Source organism: Dysgonomonas mossii DSM 22836, from assembly GCF_000213575.1.
GTDB lineage: Bacteria > Bacteroidota > Bacteroidia > Bacteroidales > Dysgonomonadaceae > Dysgonomonas > Dysgonomonas mossii.
In genome coordinates this window covers 47668-70986 of the sequence record NZ_GL892005.1, presented here as the reverse complement: position 1 = coordinate 70986, position 23319 = coordinate 47668, and the positions used below count along the sequence as shown (strand labels likewise).

General features: G+C 35.9%; 12 protein-coding genes. 8 read left to right on the top strand and 4 right to left on the bottom strand.

The features are described from left to right. A complete protein-coding gene (locus tag HMPREF9456_RS03825; RefSeq protein WP_006842145.1) occupies positions 1-2145 on the top strand; it encodes a glycoside hydrolase family 97 protein in 2145 nt (714 codons plus the stop codon). A 181-nt stretch (positions 2146-2326) separates the two neighbouring features. Then, positions 2327-4291 (top strand): kojibiose hydrolase, encoded by a 1965-nt coding sequence (locus HMPREF9456_RS03820; RefSeq protein WP_262485342.1) that lies wholly within the window; start codon positions 2327-2329, stop codon positions 4289-4291. A gap of 614 nt (positions 4292-4905) precedes the next feature. On the opposite strand, the gene HMPREF9456_RS03815 is transcribed toward HMPREF9456_RS03820, so the two are convergent. Genes HMPREF9456_RS03815 through HMPREF9456_RS03800 form a run of 4 tightly spaced genes read right to left on the bottom strand, consistent with a single transcriptional unit; the run spans position 4906 to position 12381 of the window. Further along, positions 4906-7203 (bottom strand): DUF262 domain-containing protein, encoded by a 2298-nt coding sequence (locus tag HMPREF9456_RS03815; RefSeq protein ID WP_006842143.1) that lies wholly within the window; start codon positions 7201-7203, stop codon positions 4906-4908. Between the two features lie 14 nt (positions 7204-7217). Continuing rightward, positions 7218-8321, bottom strand: a complete 1104-nt coding sequence (locus HMPREF9456_RS03810; RefSeq protein ID WP_006842142.1) for a phosphoadenosine phosphosulfate reductase domain-containing protein — start codon at positions 8319-8321, stop codon at positions 7218-7220. Then, positions 8314-11523 (bottom strand): DNA/RNA helicase domain-containing protein, encoded by a 3210-nt coding sequence (locus HMPREF9456_RS03805; protein WP_006842141.1) that lies wholly within the window; start codon positions 11521-11523, stop codon positions 8314-8316. Before HMPREF9456_RS03805 ends, HMPREF9456_RS03810 begins: the two co-directional genes overlap by 8 nt. Beyond that, entirely contained in the window at positions 11524-12381 is an 858-nt protein-coding gene (locus tag HMPREF9456_RS03800) for a DUF4007 family protein (RefSeq protein ID WP_006842140.1), read from the bottom strand. Between the two features lie 280 nt (positions 12382-12661). Here HMPREF9456_RS03800 and HMPREF9456_RS03795 point away from each other — a divergent pair, with 280 nt between their 5' ends. The 6 genes from HMPREF9456_RS03795 to HMPREF9456_RS03770 all read left to right on the top strand — a co-directional run bounded on the left by HMPREF9456_RS03795 (position 12662) and on the right by HMPREF9456_RS03770 (position 23221). Continuing rightward, entirely contained in the window at positions 12662-13003 is a 342-nt protein-coding gene (locus tag HMPREF9456_RS03795; protein ID WP_006842138.1) for a helix-turn-helix domain-containing protein, read from the top strand. After that, positions 12993-13304: a helix-turn-helix domain-containing protein gene (locus tag HMPREF9456_RS03790; RefSeq protein ID WP_006842137.1), complete on the top strand. Its 312-nt coding sequence runs from the start codon at positions 12993-12995 to the stop codon at positions 13302-13304. The genes HMPREF9456_RS03795 and HMPREF9456_RS03790 overlap by 11 nt, the downstream gene beginning before the upstream one ends. A 22-nt stretch (positions 13305-13326) precedes the next feature. Next, positions 13327-14733 carry a DUF3945 domain-containing protein gene (locus HMPREF9456_RS03785; protein ID WP_006842136.1) on the top strand — a complete coding sequence of 469 codons (1407 nt, stop codon included), beginning with the start codon at positions 13327-13329 and terminating at the stop codon, positions 14731-14733. A 130-nt stretch (positions 14734-14863) separates the two neighbouring features. Next, complete coding sequence (topB, locus tag HMPREF9456_RS03780) at positions 14864-16999, top strand: DNA topoisomerase III (protein ID WP_006842135.1); 2136 nt, start codon at positions 14864-14866, stop codon at positions 16997-16999. Between the two features lie 218 nt (positions 17000-17217). After that, positions 17218-17637, top strand: coding sequence for a DUF1896 family protein (locus tag HMPREF9456_RS03775; RefSeq protein ID WP_006842134.1), 420 nt, complete (start codon positions 17218-17220; stop codon positions 17635-17637). Continuing rightward, on the top strand, positions 17627-23221 hold the full coding sequence (locus HMPREF9456_RS03770) for a helicase-related protein (protein WP_006842133.1): 5595 nt from the start codon (positions 17627-17629) through the stop codon (positions 23219-23221). Before HMPREF9456_RS03775 ends, HMPREF9456_RS03770 begins: the two co-directional genes overlap by 11 nt. The last annotated feature ends 98 nt before the right edge of the window (positions 23222-23319 follow it).

Here is a 23319-nt window from a genome sequence, read left to right as displayed (position 1 = left end):
ATGAAAAAAATACTTTCACTATTAAGTTTTTACTTAATAGCTGTAACAGCTATAGCTCAGACATTCAAATCTCCTTCAGGAAATTTTGAGATGAAATTTTCTATCACAGAAAAAGGTGAGCCAACATATGAACTGAACTATAAAGGGAAAAAAGTAATAAACCCTAGTAAGTTAGGATTAGAATCTTTTGGGGATAAACCCTCTTTCTACGATAATTTTAGTGTTGTAAATGTGAATAACGCTTCATTTGACGAAACATGGCAACCGGTGTGGGGTGAATCAAAAGACATCCGTAACCATTATAACGAAATGATTGTTAGCCTGACACAAAAAGATACAGAGCGAATAATGATTCTTCGTTTCCGTTTATTTGATGATGGATTAGGATTCCGTTATGAATTTCCAGAACAAAAAAAGCTTACTTATTTTGCGGTGAAAGAGGAATTGACTCAATTTGCTATGACTGATGATCATACAGCATGGTGGATTCCGGGCGATTATGATACCCAAGAATATGATTATACAAAATCCCAGTTATCAGAAATTCGTCATCTTCAGGAATCTGCAAGAACGGATAATCTTTCACAAACAGGATTTTCCAATACAGGAGTGCAGACTTCTTTACAATTGAAAACATCTGATGGCATTTATATTAATTTACATGAAGCGGCATTGATCAATTATGCGTGTATGCACCTGAATCTGGATGATAAAAACTTCGTCTTCCAATCTTGGTTAACACCTGATGCAAATGGAACAAAAGGGCATTTACAAGCTCCTTGTTCTACACCTTGGCGTACAATTATTGTTAGTGACGATGCTCGCGATATTCTGGCTTCTAATATCACATTGAATCTGAATGAACCATGTAAAATAAAAGATACATCATGGATCAAACCCATGAAATACGTTGGGGTATGGTGGGAAATGATTACTGGTAAGAGCGATTGGTCGTATACCAACGATTTTCCTAGTATACAGATTGGCAAAACAGATTATAGCAAAGCTAAACCACACGGACGTCATGGAGCAACTACGAGCAACGTGAAGAAATATATTGATTTTGCTGCACAACATGGATTTGACGGGGTCTTGGTCGAAGGATGGAATATCGGATGGGAAGATTGGTTCGGACATTCCAAAGATTTTGTGTTTGACTTTCAAACTCCATATCCGGATTTTGATATTGAAGATATACACCGTTATGCGAAGAATAAAGGTGTCAAAATGATTATGCATCATGAAACATCTGCATCTATCCGCAACTATGAACGTTTTATGGATGATGCATATAAATTGATGAACAAATATGATTATCCTGCCGTAAAAAGTGGTTATGTAGGAGATATCATCCCTCGAGGAGAGAATCACTATAGTCAATGGATCAACAATCACTATCAGTATGCCATTGAGAAAGCTGCTGAATACAAGATCATGGTAAATGCGCATGAGGCTGTACGTCCAACAGGAGTTTGCCGTACATGGCCAAACTTAATAGGAAACGAATCGGCTCGTGGAACGGAATACCAAGCCTTTGGCGGAAGTAAACCAAACCATACAACTGTACTTCCTTTTACTCGTTTAATAGGTGGCCCGATGGATTATACTCCGGGGGCTTTTGAAAATGATATTAGTAAATATAACCCGAATAACAAATCATGGGTAAACACAACATTGGTAAACCAGCTGTCTTTATATGTAACTATGTCTAGTCCGCTTCAAATGGCTTGTGATTTCCCTGAAACCTATGAAAAGTATATGGATGCGTTTCAATTCATAAAAGATGTGGCTCTAGACTGGGATAAGTCGAAATACCTTGAAGCAGAACCGGGAGACTATGTGACCGTTGCCCGTAAAGCTAAAGGTACAGACAAATGGTTTGTAGGAAATACGAATGGCGAAACGGGAAGAAATAGTATTGTCAACTTTGATTTTCTGGAAAATGGCAAAACATATATTGCCACTATTTACGCTGATGACAAAGACGCGCATTACAAGACAAATCCACAAGCATATCATATCCGCAAAGTTGTAGTAAACAGTAATTCTAAATTATCACAATATTGTGCTCCGGGAGGAGGTATGGCGATAAGCATCTATCCTGTAACTGACAGGGCCCAGATAAAAGGATTAAAGAAACTTTAATGAATTAAGAAAGATTTAAGTATCTAAATTTTTATTGAAGATCGTTACTATTTGCTTAAATAGCAACGATCTTTTTCATAAATATATAAAACTAAGTAAAATGAAAATACATATATTTTATTTCGTCCTCTCTCTTTTGATGTTATCTATCAGTAATAATTTGTATAGCTAGAATCCATGGATACTTTCGGCAGATCAGCCCGATCCGAGCAATTATTATGGAGAAACTGTCGCTAATGGCGTTATCGGGATAATATCATCGCCCGAGCCATTGAGGGTAAAGGAGGTTGTATTAGCGGGTGTGTACGATGTATATAAACGCGGGAGGGTCAGCAATTTTATCCCAAATTACAATATGTTAAATATGAGACTTGCTTTCAATGGTGAGTCTGTAGCTTCTTATAACATCAACAATTTCAGGCAAGAGTTGAATATGCGCAATGGAGCATTTAGCGGATCATTTCAATATAAAGATTTTGTATTTGTAACCTATTCATACTATGCGTTGCGCCATCTTCCTCATTATGTAATGATGGTTGTAGAAATCGAGACACAGAAAGATGTGAACATCAATGTAGAAAATCTATTAGAAACACCGGCCTCACTCAATAATCAACAGCATTATTTCCAAAGTATAACAAACTCGCATGTTAATATACCTTTGTTGACATCGGTAGCCTATACTCCTACAAAAAAATCAAAGATCGCTGTTTCAAATACATTTCTTTTCGAAGAAGGCAAAAACGATCAGCCTCAACTCATGCACCGAATGAACGATACGGATATGCATGCCATGTCTTTCGAGAAAAACCTAAAAGCAGGCCAGAAATATTCTTTTGCATTAATTGGCAGCTTGATATCATCAGATCAGACAAAAGACCCTTACAACGAAGCGGAACGAATGACTATCTACGCTGCATTGGAAGGAAAGTCAAGGCTTTTAGACAGACATCTAAAAGAATGGGAGAAATTGTGGGAAAGTGATATTCAGATAGAAGGAGATGCTCAGGCACAACAAGATGTGAGAAGCATGCTTTATCATCTTTATTCATTTACTCGCAAAAATACTGCTTTATCTCCATCACCTATGGGATTGAGTGGATTGGGATATAACGGTCATGTATTCTGGGATACAGAAATATGGATGTATCCTCCGATGTTGCTCCTTCATCCCGAAATAGCAAAAAGCATGATTGAATACCGTTTTCAAAGGTTGGATGCCGCATGTAAAAAGGCGGCTTTGTATGGATACGATGGTGCAATGTATCCTTGGGAAAGTGCCGATTCGGGATTTGAAGAAACCCCTGTTAATGCCCTGACAGGAGCATTCGAACATCATATCACAGGAGATGTCGCTATTGCTGCGTGGCAATATTATCTTGTTACAGGAGACAAAGAATGGTTAAAAGTGAAAGGTTGGCCAATATTAAAAGCAACAGCTGAATTTTGGGTTAGCCGTGTGGAAAAAAATGATAAAGGGGAATACGAGATTAAGAATGTTGTTGCAGCAGATGAATGGGCTGAAAATATTAATAATAATGCTTATACCAATGGTACTGCTATCCGAAATTTGCAATATGCATCTAAAAGTGCATCTGTGCTTGGAATTGCCGCACCTGAGGAGTGGAATTTGATTGCGAGTAAAATCCCAATTTCAACAATGAATAATGGAGTAACAAGAGAACATGATAGCTATACAGATCAGAATATTAAACAAGCAGATGTGAATCTTTTGGCATATCCGCTGAAGATTATTACTGATAAAGAACAAATAACACGAGACTTGAACTTCTACCAAACCAAAGTACCTCATTCTGATACTCCGGCTATGACGCAAGCAATATTTTCATTGCTGTATAGTCGTCTGGGTGATAGTGATCAGGCTTATCACTGGTTCAAAGATGCTTATCAACCCAATCTCAATCCTCCTTTCAGAGTGATTGCTGAATGTAAAGGTGGTACAAATCCTTATTTTGCGACAGGTGCCGGAGGCGTCTTACAAGCTGTGATGATGGGGTTTGGAGGTTTGGATATTGACGAAGCAGGAAACATTAATCAAGTAAGATCTGTACTACCTAAGCATTGGAAAAAACTGACAATAACTGGAGTTGGTATAGATAAAAAGACCTTTGTCCGAACTCAGTAAATTTTAATCAAACACACAGTCCTATATTTATTTTCAATAGGAACATTAAAATAATACCCTTAGAATCGCCAAAGATGGTATTTATATATTCTGTAAAACCTCAATTAATGAAAATTATGAAATAGAAGTAAAACCCAAAATATTCCAAATAATAGTTTTTCACTTGACATTCGAAATCAAAAATATTACAGACAAACAGTAAAGTCTTCAGTAATGATTTAGTAACGGATTATAGATAGTTCAATCTACTTTAAAGAGAATAAAATAATTTATAGTATTGAATTGCAGTTATTTAACAAATATTCCCTGATAGGTTCTGTCCCTTGAAATGTAAACAACAAGCTCTTGTAAATGAAGCATTTACAAGAGCTTTATTGTTCTCGTGACTCCGGAGGGGTCGTTTATTTCTTACTCTAAACAGTATATTGTCAATTAATTATATGATAACATTTATTCTTTAGTAATGATTTAGGAATGTTATCATTTGTCTCTCAGCATACCACTTTTGGCTTGGAGTTGGCTATATTCTTTATATGTTCAAAAATAATAAATTCTTTTCATAAATTCAAGTTTTACTTCATCTTACAAAATGAATTTTTTGTAAAAAACTCTAATTAGTATAGCCAGTTAGAAATTCTTTGCCAGAATATTTCGATAATGCGTTGATTTCTTTTTTTAATTAGAGTTGCATTCCATCCAACATCCTCTTTAACCATAGTTAGAGGTTTCAAATGCTCATTGTATTCTGCATCTCTTATTATCTCAATAGAATTAGTAGATAATCCAGTTTCTTCGGCTAGAAGTTGGTCTAATTTATTTTGATCTTTTTGAACGATGGCTTCAAAATAAAGACGTTTGGTTTTCCAATTTTTGTTGCCTGCGGAAGAGTTTATTCTTTGGGGAAGTAATGTTAAATTTCCAATGGATTGATATAATAAAGAAGGTTCATCATATAATTCAGAATCCCATTCCTTGTCTGTATTTTTTTGTGGAGCTATATGTTCAACGGAGTCCAAACTATTCCATTTTTTGAGAGATAAAAAATCACTTGTATTTGCTCTTGCTATTTTCATCAATCCATGTTCATTTTCATCCTCAATAGTGTCATGTGCTGCAATTAGTATTGCTAATCGACACAAAACCTTACCGGCTTCATCATATCTAAAAAAATTAATAGCTCGATTACTCCATGTACTAAAATCTTCTATTCCTCGATTCTTTAAAGAATTAATGAAATGTTTTCTTAATTCTTGAGAGTATAATGTGTCATTATAATCCCAATTCTTATTTTTCTCTTTAAAAAACTCTCGATATGTTGAATCTAGACCTGAGTTAGGATAAGAAGACCTCCAAATACAATAGTATGCAGTGATTGCTTTTATTATGTTAACAAAATTGTTTACACTATCTACTGAGTAGTGATTTCTAATAACATCTTTGAAGGCACTCCCTAAAACAGTTATAGACATTTTGTGACCAGTTGTTCTTAAAAACAGTAATAAAACAGAAGCCAGTTCTCCTTCTTCATGGTTTTTCAAAAAATCTATAGAAACAGTTGAATCATTGCTATAGTCTATCCAAATATTTTTATAGAAATTAGCATAATCACCTAAGAAATGAATAAACGAGCTTCGTTTGTCGAAAATGTTACATTTCTTATAACTATCCATCAAAATTTTCCTTTGGTATGAGAAATGAGAAGATATGGATTGGCCTGAATAGGCAACAAAAAAAGAAGTCAAAAATTCATTAGTCCGTTTATTTTTTTGTTGGGCTGTATTATTATCCTTGAATAAATTATCAATTTCCCTGAAACTTAAATCATTAGAGGAGTCTTTAAAGTCTTTCTCGTTTTCAACAGTATCATTTACAACTAAAGGCTTAAATGTTTCTATTGCTGTTAATGGAGTTCCTGTTGCATTTAAAGACTGAAACATGTCAAAAGCCCAATCTTCATCAGTTGGTTGTATTATTGTAAAACAACAACGGTCTAAGAGATAATGGCACACAGTTAGAACTTGCACTAATTCACACAAAATATATGAATCAGATTTATTACTTGAAAAATCTTTTGTTTTTATTTTGTCTGCGAGATGTTCTCTTTCAAAACTCCATAAACTATCTTGTTTGAAGGAATCTAAGATATCCCATGCAACAGAAAAATCATCAGATTTTTGAAGATGGGCAGTTCTAACTACATTTTTTAGCCAACGATCAATCTGTATAATATTTTGGCTTAAGATCTTCCCAAATTGATTTCTTTTTATTGAACCAAAAATATTTCCAGTACTTTCAAATTTAGTATAATCTTCAATGAAATTACCAAGATAACTAGCTAAATCCGATTTATATGCTTTTTCTAAATTTCCTTCTCGAACCCAATAGTCCATTGCACCCCTAATAATCTTAGGTTTTATTTTAGGTTTGCCTCTTCCTAGATCAAAACTAAATGTATGCAATAGTTTTTGAGTTATCCAATATTCGCAAATTTCCTTCAGGTCTCCATATAATATATTTGATTCTTTCATCTTCGAAAGAATTTCCACCAAATGTTTCGTTAATAAAGTTCCAATAACAGAAATTGTAGATAATCTTTGCTGCCCATCTATTAATAAGTCAATCTTTGAAGGGACAGCTTGCTTATCAACGGGATATATTTTCTCTTTATTAGCCTCTTGAAGTATTATTATTGTACCAAGAAATCTTATCTCTTTGTTATTACTGCTTTTATCATCAATTACACGAAGAACTCCTTTTGAAATATCTTCTAGTAATTGTTCTATATTATCTTGATCCCAACTATATTCTCGTTGGTAAAATGGAATATATAATCCTTGACCTGTTTGATTAAAGAAGTCATCTACACTCCTATTTTCTGTATTAAAGGCACTTTCAATATTAATAACGGACATAATAACTTTAAGTATTAGATAAAACAATTAGCACAATTTATGTTGTCATCCTCGAACATATTTACAAGGCGTGAATCCTTTTTCTTTGAAGAAATTTGCTTCGAGCGTTTAATAAAGTCTAATTTTATTTGCCTTATTCTCTCTGGATGAATAAGATCACTTAAACGTTCCCCTTGTATCCAAGTATAACCACTTTTCTCATATTCCATTGCTTGTTCAAATAGTTTTGGATGTTGCTCATATAACCAAATCCATTCTATCTTTTGTTGGTAAAAACAAAAATAACATCCAGATCTGCTTCTATTATAATAGCCAACCTCTCCGTCAACTTCAAACATTATAGGATCATAATATGCTGGCATTCCAATACCACTATCAATTAATATTTTTTTTATGTCATCAACATTTAAATTATCAGTATTTTCTACCAAAGGAAAAGAATCTAATTTACCTACAGGATAATCAGTAGTTTTTAACCATTCAAAAACAGCTTTATTAAAATATACAATATTTGTGTCCAGTAAATAATTAAGTTTTTTGGAATAAAAGAAAGATTTCGTTAGAGGCTGCAATAATATATTTCTTACCTCATCAAAAGTTTTCTTATTAGCAATCTCTTTATAGTATTTGCTAAATTGGTCGATATTATCATCATTTAAAACCTTTGTAATGACATCTAAACTCCAAATATTCTTCCTAAAAGGAAAGATTGATTGAATATTAGACTTTGTAGACACATATCCCTCTCTTTGTTCATCTCCTCGAATACCAACATAGGAAATTGCATAATCATCCTTAACAAAATCCTCAAATTCTGCTAATTTCATTTTCTGAGTGCACCATCTTGCTTGGGGAGAAGGAAGATATCCTCCATTAGCTTTAAGAAAATGATCAAAAGGAGTAGGCTCAGGACTATCTTTTGCTGCAACAAGCATTTCAATATGCCCTAAAAAACCTTTTAATTGTTTAACAAATTCGATTGTTTCTTCTAGTTCACAACCAGTATCTGAATTATAATATTCAATTGGAATATCAGAGTGTTTATTCTTCATATATATAGCCAGGGCAGCACTATCCTTCCCCCCTGATATACCTAATACATGTCTAACTTTACTCATTCTTTAATTTATTGTTTAGTATCTGACAAAGTGTATATATATTTACATTGTCATCATCAGATAAATATTTCTTTAATAATTCTTCTAATTCTTGACTTTCTTCTTTTTTATTATCAGGTAAAATTATTTGTTTGGTACTTTTTCCTTTATTTAAGGTTGTAATATCGACTTTGAGTGCTAAGCTGTCTACAGTATTTGCGTTTTTATGTAAGTCGACAAAGTCTGATAATTCTGAAAAAGAATATGTAAGCCTTTCTAATAAATACTCTTCCTCATTATCAAGTAAATTTTCTAATGATTTATTTATTATTACATATGATATAGAATTAAGCCATGCTGAACGATCCTTTAAAGGAGCCATTACCCTGGAATAAAATGCTTTTTGTCTTGTAGGTAAAAGATATTCTTTTACGTTTTGATATCTCTTTTCGATATTTTTTTTGTATAGCTCAAAATCCTTCTCTTTTATGCCTAAGGATTTCAACAAGTATGATTCTATTCTGTTTAATAATTCTGAATAACATGTTCTTAATTCTCTAATAGAATTTTGAAGAGAGTCTACAAAGTTATGTAAATAATCAGGGTTGTCTATTAGATCTATGTCTTTATAGCCAAGTACTCTTGGAAGATCTTCAAAAAATGTTTTTTCGGGATCGGTAGCATTAGCTAAAACATCTCTAAAGTCTATAGATTGCTTTTGCAACTTATGCGTATTCCTTGCATATTCATTTAGAGAACGGTTATAGAATGTAAGAAATGGCTTGATTGTTTCAATAAAAGAAGAACCTTCTATTTTATCTTCCCTTTTTAAATTAATCGCTTCTCTATATTTATTAAACAAATCTAGTCTAATTCCTTCAACAGCGAATGTCCTAATCTGAAAATCAGATGGATTCCTTTGTAGCAGATCCAATACTTCTTTATTAAGATTAGGAATATAAGTCTCGTTACTATATAAAGCATAATCTTCCTTTTTGATTATTAAGAAAATTGGGATCCAAAAATCAATTAACCCTTGTTTTAATTTAAACGGTTTATCCTGAAGTAGATTGATCAAATCTTTTAAATTACGTTTTTTTTCTATCGCACTTTCTAAAAAAGATTCACATAGTTGCCATAATCGGATAAACGAAGGTTCTATAGGAGCTGCTAAATAGAAATATTCGTTTTCATTACGGTGTATTCCAATATTCTTTATTAACGAAAGATAAATAGATTTTTCAGGAGGAAATTTATTATCAGGAAAATCTAGATCTTTGAGGCCACTATTTTCTAACAAAGCAATTAGTAAATTATTTCTTGCTAGAGAAATGGCGCCACTAACCTTATGTTTATTTACTAATTCATTTTTAAATACAGGTGTGGCATCATAGATAATATTGCATATTTCTGATATTTTCTTATTGAAAACTGTCTTATTTGAAATATCAAGTTTCTCTCCACTAAAATACCAATCTACAGTTCCATCATTAGAGAATAAATCATTTAGAACTATTTGATTCAATAAAGATTCTTCATGTTGTAATCCTTTCTCAAATTCTCTAAAAGCAACCTTATCCTCTCTATCAATAAGTACTCTCTCTAAAACATATAGATATTTATCAATTTCAAATATTTGATTTAGTATCGCGTCTGTGTTATTGAAATAAGCATAAATTATAGCAGAATTAATATCTTGAGATTTATTTTGAACATCATTGGTATTTAAATCTTTGGAAAAAATTAAATTTATATAACCATCAATATCTCCTTTTGGCTCTTTTTCATATGGAATATCGCTAATGATAAATTGAAAGTATCGAGGAGCTCCAGTCTCATATTGGTAAGACTTAGCTGGAATAATATTAAAATCAAAATGCTTATTTAATTTTGTAACAAAGTCTTCAGACTTAGGAATAATAGACCCTGCTTTGATAAGTTCAGCTTCAATATCAATGTCAGTACCTTCAAAAAGAATATATTGTGATTTATATTTTGCATATCTTATGATCTTCGTTTTTTCTAGCCTTTCTATTAATTTCCTTGCATTTGATATACCTAATGATAATTTTGCATATTGAGATAGAAAATTTATATCGAAAGAGCTTCCTTTTGGAGCAAAAATATTTAAAAGACCTATTGTTTTGATTAGTTGGCTTACAGTTTGAATCTCATTCTCAAAGAAAGCTTCAATTCTTTCTAATGCAACTTGTATTGCAGTCCAATTTGCAGACCCACTATGTGTTTCGTAGATATGACTATGGAAATTATTAACAATATAGTCATAAGTTTTAGGTAAACTATATAGTTGCCCCCTAGTATTAAAGTCTTTAAAATCAGAAGAAACTAAAAATGAAAATAAGGACCTCTCATTTTGTCCATATTTTTGTATCGCTAATGTAAGAGTCTTTGCGGCAAAAATGTCAAGAGGATAAAGTTGAGTAGCAAGTTCTTTTGAAAATATTCTGCCATCAATAAATTTCGCTTTAAGAGCTTCTTCATATAAAGCACCAATATGATTCTCATTTAATTTTGAAACATCTGCTCCGTTTATATCTGAGGCGGCCAAAAACAATAATTGTTCAATAGGTTCATTAAATACAACTTCTTTAAATCGCCCTTTCACTTTTTCCCATTCATTTCTCTGTATTTGACTTAACCTATTAGAATATGCATTAAATGATTGATGCAATGTTGTCAATAAAACGATATTCTTTTTGGGATTATTTATATATTCTGCAAACTCTTGCAAGAAATATAATTCAGATTCAGGATTATTTTTTGCTGCATGTTCTAATATTTTGCCAAATTCATCAATTAGAATAAAAAGAAATTTATCCTCTTTCAGAATATCTTGATAAAAGCATTCAAAAGCCTCAAAGAAGTTTTTTTTGTTATATTTCTCAAGTCCTAATTTTGAATTAAGACACTCTTTTAATTGTTGATACTCCCCAACAATATTAACAAATTCAAATAATTTGTATCCATTAAACTGCCCATTGTTTTTAATAAGAAAGTTAGTCTTAGCATTTAAGTCATGTTGTAGAGCTAGCAAAAGGCTAGATTTACCAGTTCCAAAAGAACCAATAATATTAAAAGAATGGATACCTGAATTAAAGTCATTGACTATTTGCCTAACAACATTTTCTCCATTACTTGTTGGTATATAGTGAAATACACTTTCTTTATCTCTCTCAATATTTATAGATGTTGTGAATTTCATTTAATTATTTGTTAAATTGTAATAATCATGAAGAAGTTCCCATTTATCAAATGCAGCTCGAAGTTGAATTTGCTTTATGCCAGAATCATCAGAAAATATAACTTCTGGATATTTTTCTTTGATATCCTCTAGTATTTGCATCAATTCATCAGATGTAATGCAGAGTGAAAAAAATAAATTTGATAGAGAATGGAAATCAATTATTTTATCTTCTTCAAACATATCTAAAATAATAAATAATGCGATTTCAGGAGCAAGATAACTTTTAGTATTATAACCAAACCTAAATCGTCGGTTTTCCGTACTAGATGCATATATCAAATTTAAATCAATTAATAGAGAAGAAAAATCTTCGATAGATTTTCCATCATTCATTGGTCTTACATAATTATGTAAGAAAACATTAATATCTCTTTTTACTGTATTTTCATTAAATGGATATAGTAAGTCTGTTTCCGAACAATTTCTTTTAATAAAGCCTAACAATTGCTCTGATGTGAATTCTCTGTATTCTTTTTGAAAATCGAAAAATGTCAAATGATAAATTGATGCTAATCTTGTTTTTAATAGTTTATAGTGTAAAATCCATAAAGTACCAATGTTTTCAATATAAGGATCATAACCATTATTTGCAAAAATTCTATCAGCCCATTCAGTAATTTTCATACTATCATCAACTACGTCAAAGGCTTTTATCCAATATCTTATTGCAGTTACCATGTTTTTTCCGACTCCCAAATCAACCACAGCATCGTCGTCATTGAAGTTTTTTTCTGCATTTACGAAATCATAGCCTTTTTTCAGCCATAGATCTTTGCAATGGAAGCTATCGTGTCCTGAAAAAGTGTATTTAATCATTTTATTACTAATGTCTTTTTGCGCAATCCTTGCTTAATATACTGTAAGCAAGATTGTTAAATGAGATTATTTTATTATTATTTTTTCTATAAACAAACACAAATGTAATGAAAAATTGAGAGACTAGAGCGTAATTTTTTAGATATAAAATCTTAATGAACAATTCCATTCTAAACAATCTGTTTTAAATATGAATTTCTTTATCCACCCCGTATAAGACTGGTATATTCTTCGAATTAACATATCTGAAATTTGTCCCCAAACCAATAAAAAATCAGATATGGAAGTAATAACATTCGAGAGTGATGCCTTTAAACAACTGGAAAAGAAGATTGACCGCATTGCCGGGTTTGTAACAAACATTGAAGCTACGCCCAACAACAAAGACCCCGATTGGAGCGCTATCCGGTTGGAATCAGAAGAAATTTGCGATATTCTGGATGTCAGTTCCCGCACCCTCCAGCGCATCCGTAAAGAAGGAAGGCTTTTCTATTACATCGAAAAAGGGAAGTGCATCTACAAATTCGAAGATGTAGAACAACTTGTAAAAGAAAAAATATTCCCTACACATATCAAGTCCTATCAAGAATTCCGAAAAGCCTATCTGGAATATGTCAGATGAAGAGTTTGAACAATGGATGAACAGGCTGTGGGCGAAGATTGAAAGTTTGGAAAAGCGGATAGATCAGATGCTCAATCGTCAGAATGTTTTGAGCGGAGAAATACTGCTTGATAACCAAGACCTCTGTTTTCAACTCAAAGTAAGCAAACGAAGCCTCCAACGCTACCGTAGTGAAGGTAAGCTCAAATACAAACAGATTGAACAGAAAACCTATTACTATAAGTCAGATATCGAAGAATTCCTTCGAAAATATATGCAGGAAATAGATAAAGACAGGGAAGAAAACACCTCAGAAGAATAATCACTAATTATCCACAATTATTATGAACGAAAAGCTAAAAAGCCAGGATGTCCTGCTGGTAAAAGAAAAGGACAGCAATAAACTGAATGTTGTTTCAGGTATAAATGAAGACGGCACACCGAAAACCGTTAAGCCTGAGCAAAAGAATGAACCTGAATTCCTGAAGATCAATAAGCACGGCGATGCTTTGGAAAACTTTATGTCCAATTTCTTACGTCAATGTAAGGAACCGACACATTTCCATTTCTTCAAAGTGCCACTCAATGCACTTGAAAATGTTGTAAACGTATTAGAAACAATGCTCAAAGACCCAGAGAACCCTTCTAATAAAAAGTTCCTAAATGAACACAGGGTATTACCCGAAGAATTTGCCAAGAAACAATATCAGGCAATCGATGAATCCCGTATTGACTGGTCCCAATTTGAAAAACTGGGTGTAACCAAAGAAATGTTGGAGCAGACCAAGAGCATGGATAAAATGCTCAACTGGCAAAAATCTCCCGGACTCATACCTATTAAAGTTGAAATCGACGGGATGACTATCCGAACCGATGCTCGCCTCTCACTTCGGGAAACAGCAGAAGGTAATTTAACTGTGGCCATTCATGCCCTGCGGAAAGAACCCGAACTGGACAGGCCGTTTTACGGAACACGCCTGAATGAAGATGACAAACAAAATCTTCGCCAGACAGGGCATGCTGGACGGTTAGTTGAGATAGAACCCGCCAAAGGCGAGAAGATGAAAGCCTTTGTGTCTATCGACAAAATGACTAATGAACTGGTTGCTGTCCGTGCCGACAGAATAAAAATACCCAATGAAATCAAAGGAGTTGCTTTGAACGAACAGCAAAAAAAAGATTTAGCCGAAGGAAAAGGAGTCTATATCGGAGGAATGACAGGTAAAAACGGAAAAGAATTCAATGCCACCGTACAGATTAATGCCGACCGCAGAGGTCTGGAGTTCAAATTCGACAATGCCAATAAACTCTCCCAAGACCAACAGCAATCGAATGCGAATAAACAGGACCAGTCCCAGCCGCAGGAAAAAAAGTTCCGTATTCCGACCAAATTGTTGGGTGTCGAATTATCTCAGGAACAACAGGATAAACTGAAAGAGAACAAAACTATCTATGTAACAGGCATGCTCGATAAAAAAGGTGAAACTTTCAATGCCTATATCAAAGTGAATACAGAGAAAGAAAAACTGGATTTTTTCAAATGGAATCCCGATAAAGCACAAAAAGTTACTCCCGACAACAATAGTAAGACTCAAGTTGCTGTCAACTCCGAAGGCAAAACCAATGAAGCAACCAAGAAGAATGAAGAACCTCTCAAACAGGGACAAACTCAGCCTTCTGAAAAACAACAGGAGAAGCAGGAAGAGAAAAAAGAGCAACAACAGACCAAATCACGAGGAGTAAAAATGTAGTTCCCTCTATTTCAGGCTAATTATCCAATATTTAGAGCAGCGAGAGCAGAGTCAAACCCTGTTTGAACTATGCCGAGTCGCGATAAATATCTTATCCAGTAAAACTTATCCATTCTAACAAAAAACAAATATGAAAACAGCTATAATAGCAGAAAAACCAAGCGTAGCCCGTGAAATAGCGGCTATCGTTGGGGCAAACGAAAAAAAAGACGGTTACTTGTATGGTAACGGCTATCTTGTAACATGGGCATTGGGACATCTCGTAGGACTATCCATGCCCGAAGGTTACGGATTCAAAGGATTCAAAAGGGAGAATCTTCCGATTATTCCCGAAACATTTACCCTCCAACCCCGTCAGGTAAAAGGAGAAAAAGGCTATAAAGCCGATCCCGGTGCATTAAAGCAACTTAAAATTGTAAAGAATGTCTTTGATGAATGCGATAAGATAATCGTCGCCACTGACGCCGGACGTGAAGGGGAGCTTATCTTTAGGCTCATCTATTCTTACTTAGGATCAACCAAACCTTTTGACCGTTTATGGATAAGTTCTTTGACTGAAGAGGCTATTCGTGAAGGATTAAAGAATCTGAAAACCGGAACTGATTATGATAATTTGTACAAAGCAGCCAAATCTCGGAGTGAAGCCGATTGGCTTGTTGGCATCAATGCCAGCCAGGCATTAAGTATTACTGTCGGAGAAGGTATCTATTCACTGGGGCGGGTACAGGCACCAACATTAGCCATGATATGTTCCCGCTATAAGGAAAACAAACAATTCGTGCCTCAGACCTACTGGCAACTGGCATTAGGAATAGAGAAAGACAATATCACATTTAAAGCCTATTCCAAAGATAAATTTGACAAGAAAAAAGATGCCGACCAGCTCTATGAATTATTGAAGAGTAATCCACAGGCTGAGGTAAAATCGGTTGAACGAAAGAATGTAACAGAAGAAGCTCCCCTGTTCTTCGACCTGACAGGCTTACAAAAGAAAGCCAACCAATTATATGGTTTCTCGGCAGACAAAACACTAAGTCTGGCTCAGACTCTTTATGAAAAGAAACTGATTACTTATCCCCGAACAGGAAGCCGTTATATCTCTGAAGATGTATTTGAGCAAATACCCGAGTTACTTCGATGCCTGAAAATACATCCTTTATTTGTAACCTATGCAACAGAACTGCAAAAAGGCAACCTGAATAAACAGGGAGTCAATGATAAGAAAGTAACAGATCATCATGCCCTGCTTATCACAGAAACCTATGCCCATGATATAGTAAAGGATGAACGTAAAATATATGACCTGATTGCAGGACGTATGCTGGAAGCCATTTCTCCAAAATGCAGTAAGGAACAGGTAAGAATTATATTCACATCAAACAACTTGGATTTCGAAGCCAAAGGCTCGGTGATTATTAAAGCCGGATGGCGTGCTATTCTTTCCGAACAACCGGCAAAGGATAACGGAGAAAAGCAAACAGATTCAGAAGAAAACACTTCTGTCCGTTTACCTGCATTTAATGAAGGAGATAACATACTGGCTACGTCAAGTGTATTGATTGAGAAACAAACCAAGCCGAAACAGCTATATACCGAAAGTTCCTTATTGACGGCAATGGAAAATGCAGGAAAAGAGCTGGATGATGAGGCACAACGAAAATCCATGAAGGATTGTGGTTTGGGAACACCTGCTACCCGTGCATCTATCATCGAAACACTGATAACAAGAGGATATATCTTCCGAAAAGAAAAATCCCTTATGCCGACAGAGAAAGGACTGGCTATCTATGGGATTGTCAAATCGATGAAAATAGCCGATGTGGAAATGACAGGGATGTGGGAGGAAACACTGGCTAAAATAGAAAGAGGCGAGTTTGATGCAGATACTTTTATGAAGAGCATTGGTGTCTATACCTCGCAGGTAACGGGAGAATTGTTATCCTCCAATATTGTATTCCGGGAAAAGCAATCGGAAATATCCTGCCCGAAATGTAAAGAAGGAAATATCCGAATCTATCCGATGGTTGCCCGATGCAAGAATGAAAACTGCGATTTTGTACTTTTCAGGAACAAATCGGGGAAAACACTGAATGATACTCAGGTTACCGAATTATGTAAAGGTCAAAAGATTGGACCGATAAAAGGGTTCAAAAGCAAGGCGGGGAAAGACTTCGATGCTTCTTTGGTATTAGATGAAGAGTATAATGTAAAATTCATCTTTGCTGACAATAAGCAAAGAAGTAATAAATCGAAGAAAAAGCAGTAACAAAGGGCCTGTGACTCCCTCCAAACAAACGGCACTTGGGTATCCATCCCAAGTGCCTAGCTAATTATCCAAGCTATCCGGTCTAACCCGATATGCCTCCCGACATATATCCGAAAACGGAGTAAATAACCTGAATAAAACAAAGGTAGGCATAATTCCAATTCTCCAACAATCAAAAAAATATAATTATGATACAGAATAAGAATCAGAATAACACCATGGAGTTATCCTATTACAGATTAACTCTTCTTTCCTATCTCAAAGAATGTCATCCGCATCTGGCATCCGATACAGAATTTATCAAAACCAGAGCTGATGAAGCATCCGAAGCCTATTCCAATGCGATAAAAGAAAGACTATCGCAGGCCGAAGCTGAAGAACTGGCAAATCTGACATTGTTCAAAGGACTACTATTCTCCAAGCATGATACTATTGTCAATGTATTGTGGAATGAGTTCTCCGATATTGTTCCGCAAAGCGAGGCAAAAGATTATGCCATATGTATTCTATCACAATGTGAGTTCCTGTTCCTACAATATCCTATCTCCGATGAGTTCGCTTATTCTCCCGAATATGATGAACTCTATACTGAATTAACAGGATTTATTGACTTATGGCTGGAAGAAAATGAGTTATAATAAGAAGACTCACCTTCGTGCCAATATCGAAGCCATCCGTACTGTCTTTGCTATCGAAAGAGAGCATAGGACAGCTACCGATGAGGAAAGAGCAATAATGCAGGGCTATTCGGGATTCGGAGGACTTAAATGTGTCCTCAATCCTGCAAACTCTCTAGCTGATACTTCTGCATGGGCAAAATCAGAACTGGAACTGTTCCCAATGGTTGCTGAACTACACCGGGTTATCAGGGATAACGCCTCATCAGAAAAGGAATATAAGCAATACTTCAATAGCATCAAGAATTCGGTGCTTACTGCATTCTATACACCTCCCGAAGTAGTACAAACAATAGCCGGTACACTAAAAGATGCAGGGATAGAAGTAAACCGTTTTCTTGATCCTTCTGCCGGAATGGGCGAGTTTCCAAAAGCATTTTCTAATGATGATACGGAGAAATTCTGTTTTGAAAAAGACCTGCTGACCGGAAAACTTCTATCGCATCTCCAACCGGAAGACAAAGTAAAGATTGAAGGCTTTGAAACTATCGAGAGCAGATACAATAACTACTTCGATGTAGTTTCCTCCAATATTCCATTCGGAGATATGAGTGTTTTTGATGCCAGCTTTATGAAACAGGATGCACTGCATCGTGATTCTACCAGAGCTATACACAATTATTTCTTTGTAAAAGGAGTGGAATCGTTGCGGGAAGGTGGTATTATGGCATTTATCACCTCTCAGGGAGTAATGAATTCTCCCAATAACGAGCCAGTACGCAAGTGGTTGATGGAAAATACAAACCTTGTATCAGCTATACGTCTGCCCAATAACCTCTTTACCGATTATGCGGGAACAGAAGTTGGAAGTGACCTGATTTTATTGCAAAAGAATACAGCTAAAGAAGAATTGAATTTCGGAGAAAAATTATTTGTCCGAAGTACACCATTACCAATAACCGGTATATACAACAACGATTACTTCTATAATCATGTTCGGGTAGTACAAACAAAAGCATTTATAGATACCGACCCATATGGGAAACCGGCACAGGTATTTATCCATGAAGGAGGAATGGACGGTATAGCCGAAACTATGCAAAAAATGCTGAATGCCGATTTGAGAGATAACCTCAATCTTGATTTATACAATACTCATGCAGTTAAGAATAACCTGCCCAATGCAGAAGATATAAGGGAGTTCGGAGCATATACCGCAGAAAAAGAACGGCAATTATGGGATGAGCAACCCAGCCCTGAAGATTTAGGTATCGAAACAGATGTAAAAAAAGAGAAAACGAGCTATCAGGCATTGGAAGTCAATGTTTCCGATCCGGTTATTTCCTTATATGATTTATTCGGTTTTACACAGGAAGAACGGACACAGGTAAAACCTGTCAGAAACAGAAAGAAACCTGTATCGAAAGGAAAACCTGTACAGCTTAGTATGTTTTCCAAAGAAAATTCCCAGAATCCACCAAAGGGAAATTCTGCTCCTCCCCCTCGGGGAGGTCAGGAGGGGCTTTATCCCATAGCCGATGCACGAATAGCCGAACAGCAGGAAAGGCTTCGACAAGAACAAAAACGGCAGGAAGAACGCAAACGCTCTTTTGAACCTCGTCCTTATTCGGGCGAACTTTTTGAGTTCCACAAAAGAGGCTCTCTGGTTGAAGATAATGGACAAGTAGGCTTCTTAAAAGAACGCTACCGGGACGATGCCGAGTTTCAGGCACTGGATGTTGCATTTGACCAACGAACTAAGATTAGTCGCTATATAGAGATACGCGATACTTATCATAAACTATACAATCATGAAGCCGAGCATCTGACCGAACACGCTTCTCTGCGTGGCAACCTGAACCTGTACTATGATTCTTTTGTACGCCGTTATGGGCATCTCAATGATAAGAAGAACCTCGATGTTATCAAGATGGATGCCGGAGGCAGGGAGATACTATCATTAGAAAGACGCGCCCCCTACTCCCCCGAAGTGGGGAAACAGAGCCTCCCCTTTGGGGAGGTTGGAGGGGCCTTCATTAAAGCCGATATCTTTTCTATGCCTGTGGCCTTCAATCCCAATGAAATTACTGTTGCCGACACTTCAGATGAAGCCCTGATAGCTTCTTTGAATAAGTATGGGGAAGTGGATATCGATTATATGCTATCCCTGATGGATGGAAAACAACAGGAAGAAATCGTTTCAGACTTGCAAGGACGTATCTATTTTAATCCCTTAGTTCAAAATTATGAAGTCAGCGACAGGTTTATTGCAGGCAATGTTATAGAAAAATCAGAAGCCATTGAACACTATCTGCAAAATCATCCCGATGATATTCCTTCACAAACATCACTAAAAGCATTACAGGAAGCTATACCGCAACCGATACGTTTTGAAGAACTGGACTTCAATTTCGGGGAGCGTTGGATTGATACGGGAGTCTATGAAGACTATATGGGTAAACTCTTTGAAACGGATGTCAATATATCCTATTATGCTTCCCGTGATGACTTTACTGTCAAAGCGGACAGGAGTAATATGATTATCAATGAAAAGTTTGCCGTACAGAGTGAGAACAGGTTATATACAGGTATTCATCTCTTAACGCACGCCCTGCTCAATACAACACCTAATATTACTAAAACAATCAAAGTTACGGACCCCGATACGGGAGAAGATAAAGATGTAAAAGTGCCGGACGGGCAAGCCATACAGATGGCCAATACCAAGATCGATGAAATCCGCAACGGCTTCACCGACTGGCTAGACCAGCAATCACCCGAATTTAAAAATAAACTGGCTGATTCCTATAACCGCAAGTTCAACTGCTTTGTACGTCCCCAATATGAAGGTTCACACCAAACCTTTCCCGGGCTGGATTTGAAGGGCTTGGGTATTCCTGACCTATACCAGTCCCAAAAGGATTGTGTATGGATGCTCAAGCAAAACGGAGGAGGAATCTGTGACCACGAGGTTGGTGCAGGAAAAACACTCATCATGTGTACAGCTGCTTATGAGATGAAGCGATTAGGACAGGCTAATAAACCCATGATTATAGGATTGAAAGCCAATGTACATGAAATAGCTTCTACCTTCCGCACAGCATATCCCAATGCTAAGATACTCTATCCCGGGAAAGAAGACTTTACTCCACAGAAAAGGGTAAAGATATTCAATGATATAAAGAATAACTCTTGGGATGCAGTTATCCTTACCCATGACCAGTTCGGAAAGATACCCCAATCACCGGAAATGCAGCAGGAGATATTTCAGGCAGAGCTGGATTCGGTAGAAGAAAACCTGAATGTATTACGTAGTCAGGGAAAAGATATATCCAAAATGATGCTCCGGGGATTGGAAAAACGAAAGGCCAATCTGGAAGTAAAGCTAAGCAACCTGGCCGAACAGATTAAAGACAGGACCGATGATGTCGTAGACTTTAAGATGATGGGTATAGACCATCTCTTTATAGATGAAAGCCACCAGTTCAAGAACCTCACCTTTACCACAAGGCATGACCGTGTAGCAGGATTAGGCAATCCCGAAGGAAGCCAGCGGGCCATGAATATGCTCTTTGCTATCCGTACCATACAGGAAAGAAGGGATAAAGATTTAGGAGCAACATTTTTATCGGGAACAACAATATCAAACTCCTTAACGGAATTATATCTTCTTTTCAAATACCTGCGTCCAAAGGAACTGGAAAAGCAGGGCATCAATTCCTTTGATGCATGGGCAGCTGTCTTTGCCAAGAAAACAACGGACTATGAGTTTTCTGTTACCAACCAGATAGTACAGAAAGAACGATTCCGGTATTTTATTAAAGTGCCTGAACTGGCATCCTTCTATTCGGAGATAACAGACTTCCGTACAGCAAGGGATATAGGGATAGACAGACCCGAAAAGAATGAAGTATTGTATAATATTCCTCCTACACCACAACAGGAAATCTTTATAGAGAAACTGATGCGCTTTGCTGAAACAGGAGACGCTACGATACTAGGTAGGCAACCTCTATCTGAAAAAGAAGAAAAGGCAAAAATGTTGATAGCAACAGATTATGCCCGAAAGATGTCGTTAGATATGCGTATGATAGATATGTCTTATGGGGACCATGTCGATAATAAAGCATCCCATTGTGCAGCTAAGATAGCGGAGTATTATAATAAATACGCAAAAGAAAAAGGGACACAGTTTGTATTCTCTGATTTAGGGACCTATAAGCCCAATGAATGGAATCCATATTCAGAGATAAAACGCAAGCTCATTGAGGATCACAAAATTCCTGCCCATGAGATACGCTTTATACAGGAAGCTAAGACAGATAATGCCAGAAAAACGATGATAGAAGCGATGAACGCAGGACGTATCAGGGTATTGTTTGGCTCTACCTCTATGCTGGGAACGGGAGTGAATGCACAAAGGCGGGCTGTCGCAATCCATCATTTAGATACGCCGTGGAGACCGTCTGACCTCAATCAACGGGATGGACGGGCTATTCGTAAAGGTAATGAGATAGCCAAGCTGTATGCAGATAATAAAGTGGATGTATTGATTTATGCGGTTGAAAAAAGCCTCGATTCATATAAGTTCAATCTATTACAAAACAAACAGTTGTTTATCAATCAGCTAAAGACAAACAATATGGCTACCCGTACCATTGACGAAGGTAGTTTGGACGAAGGTTCGGGTATGAACTTTTCGGAGTATGTGGCTGTATTATCAGGTAATACTGACCTGTTGGAAAAAGCCAAGTTGGAAAAGAAAATAGCATCGTTGGAAAGCGAACGGCAGGCATTTAACCGCAGCAAGTCTTCGGCTATTTATAAGTTTGAGGATATTACCCGTACAGTAGACAGTAACTCTGAAATGGTAGCAAGGATGACAAAAGACCTGAAACAATTCAATGAAAAGGTACAGATGGACAAGGAGGGCAATAAACTCAATCCGATAAAATTGGATAATCTGAACACTACTGATCTGAATGCTATCGGAGATAAACTCAATCAACTGGCCAATAATGCCCGAACCAATGGCGAATACTTTAAAATCGGAGAATTGTATGACTTTAAAATACTTGTCAAAACGGAGGATAGCCAGAAGGAAGGCTCGATGTTTAAGGATAACCGCTTCTTTATCGAGGGAGAGGGAAATATCAAGTATTCGTACAACAATGGGCATATTGCTACTGATCCGATATTGGCTTCAACCAACTTCCTGAAAGCTTTGGATCGAATACCTGCTTTGATTGAGAAATACCAATCGGACAATCAAAAATTGGAAAAGGATTTACCTGTATTGAAAGAGGTGATGATGGCAACTTGGAAGAAAGAGCCAGAATTGAAGGACTTGAAATCGCAACTTGATTCATTGAGCAGGCAGATTAATTTAAGCTTGGAGAATAGGAATCAGGAATTAATAACCAATACAACAATCCCTGAAAGGAAACTAGAATTGTCTGCTTTAAAAATGAATAGTGAAGAACCTGATAGACATTCAGGAAAAATATTATCTATCAAAGATATAATAGATGCTAATCCTGATAGGATAATTATGGCAAAGCCTGATACTGGGAATCAAAATAAATCAAGAGGTATAAAAATATAATTATAAAATTAATTTTCAGAAAAGTATTAACATTTAGTTATATAGTATAATTGTTTGTCAATTAGTGTGTTTAGGTTTGCATTATACTAATTTTAACC

What these genes read in the sequence shown, in the direction of transcription:
- HMPREF9456_RS03825 (WP_006842145.1), top strand. Translation starts at nt 1, where the DNA reads ATGAAAAAAATACTTTCACTATTAAGTTTTTACTTAATAGCTGTAACA.
- HMPREF9456_RS03815 (WP_006842143.1), bottom strand. Translation starts at nt 7,203, where the DNA reads ATGTCCGTTATTAATATTGAAAGTGCCTTTAATACAGAAAATAGGAGT.
- HMPREF9456_RS03810 (WP_006842142.1), bottom strand. Translation starts at nt 8,321, where the DNA reads ATGAGTAAAGTTAGACATGTATTAGGTATATCAGGGGGGAAGGATAGT.
- HMPREF9456_RS03805 (WP_006842141.1), bottom strand. Translation starts at nt 11,523, where the DNA reads ATGAAATTCACAACATCTATAAATATTGAGAGAGATAAAGAAAGTGTA.
- HMPREF9456_RS03800 (WP_006842140.1), bottom strand. Translation starts at nt 12,381, where the DNA reads ATGATTAAATACACTTTTTCAGGACACGATAGCTTCCATTGCAAAGAT.
- HMPREF9456_RS03795 (WP_006842138.1), top strand. Translation starts at nt 12,662, where the DNA reads ATGGAAGTAATAACATTCGAGAGTGATGCCTTTAAACAACTGGAAAAG.
- HMPREF9456_RS03790 (WP_006842137.1), top strand. Translation starts at nt 12,993, where the DNA reads ATGTCAGATGAAGAGTTTGAACAATGGATGAACAGGCTGTGGGCGAAG.
- HMPREF9456_RS03785 (WP_006842136.1), top strand. Translation starts at nt 13,327, where the DNA reads ATGAACGAAAAGCTAAAAAGCCAGGATGTCCTGCTGGTAAAAGAAAAG.
- topB (WP_006842135.1), top strand. Translation starts at nt 14,864, where the DNA reads ATGAAAACAGCTATAATAGCAGAAAAACCAAGCGTAGCCCGTGAAATA.
- HMPREF9456_RS03775 (WP_006842134.1), top strand. Translation starts at nt 17,218, where the DNA reads ATGGAGTTATCCTATTACAGATTAACTCTTCTTTCCTATCTCAAAGAA.
- HMPREF9456_RS03770 (WP_006842133.1), top strand. Translation starts at nt 17,627, where the DNA reads ATGAGTTATAATAAGAAGACTCACCTTCGTGCCAATATCGAAGCCATC.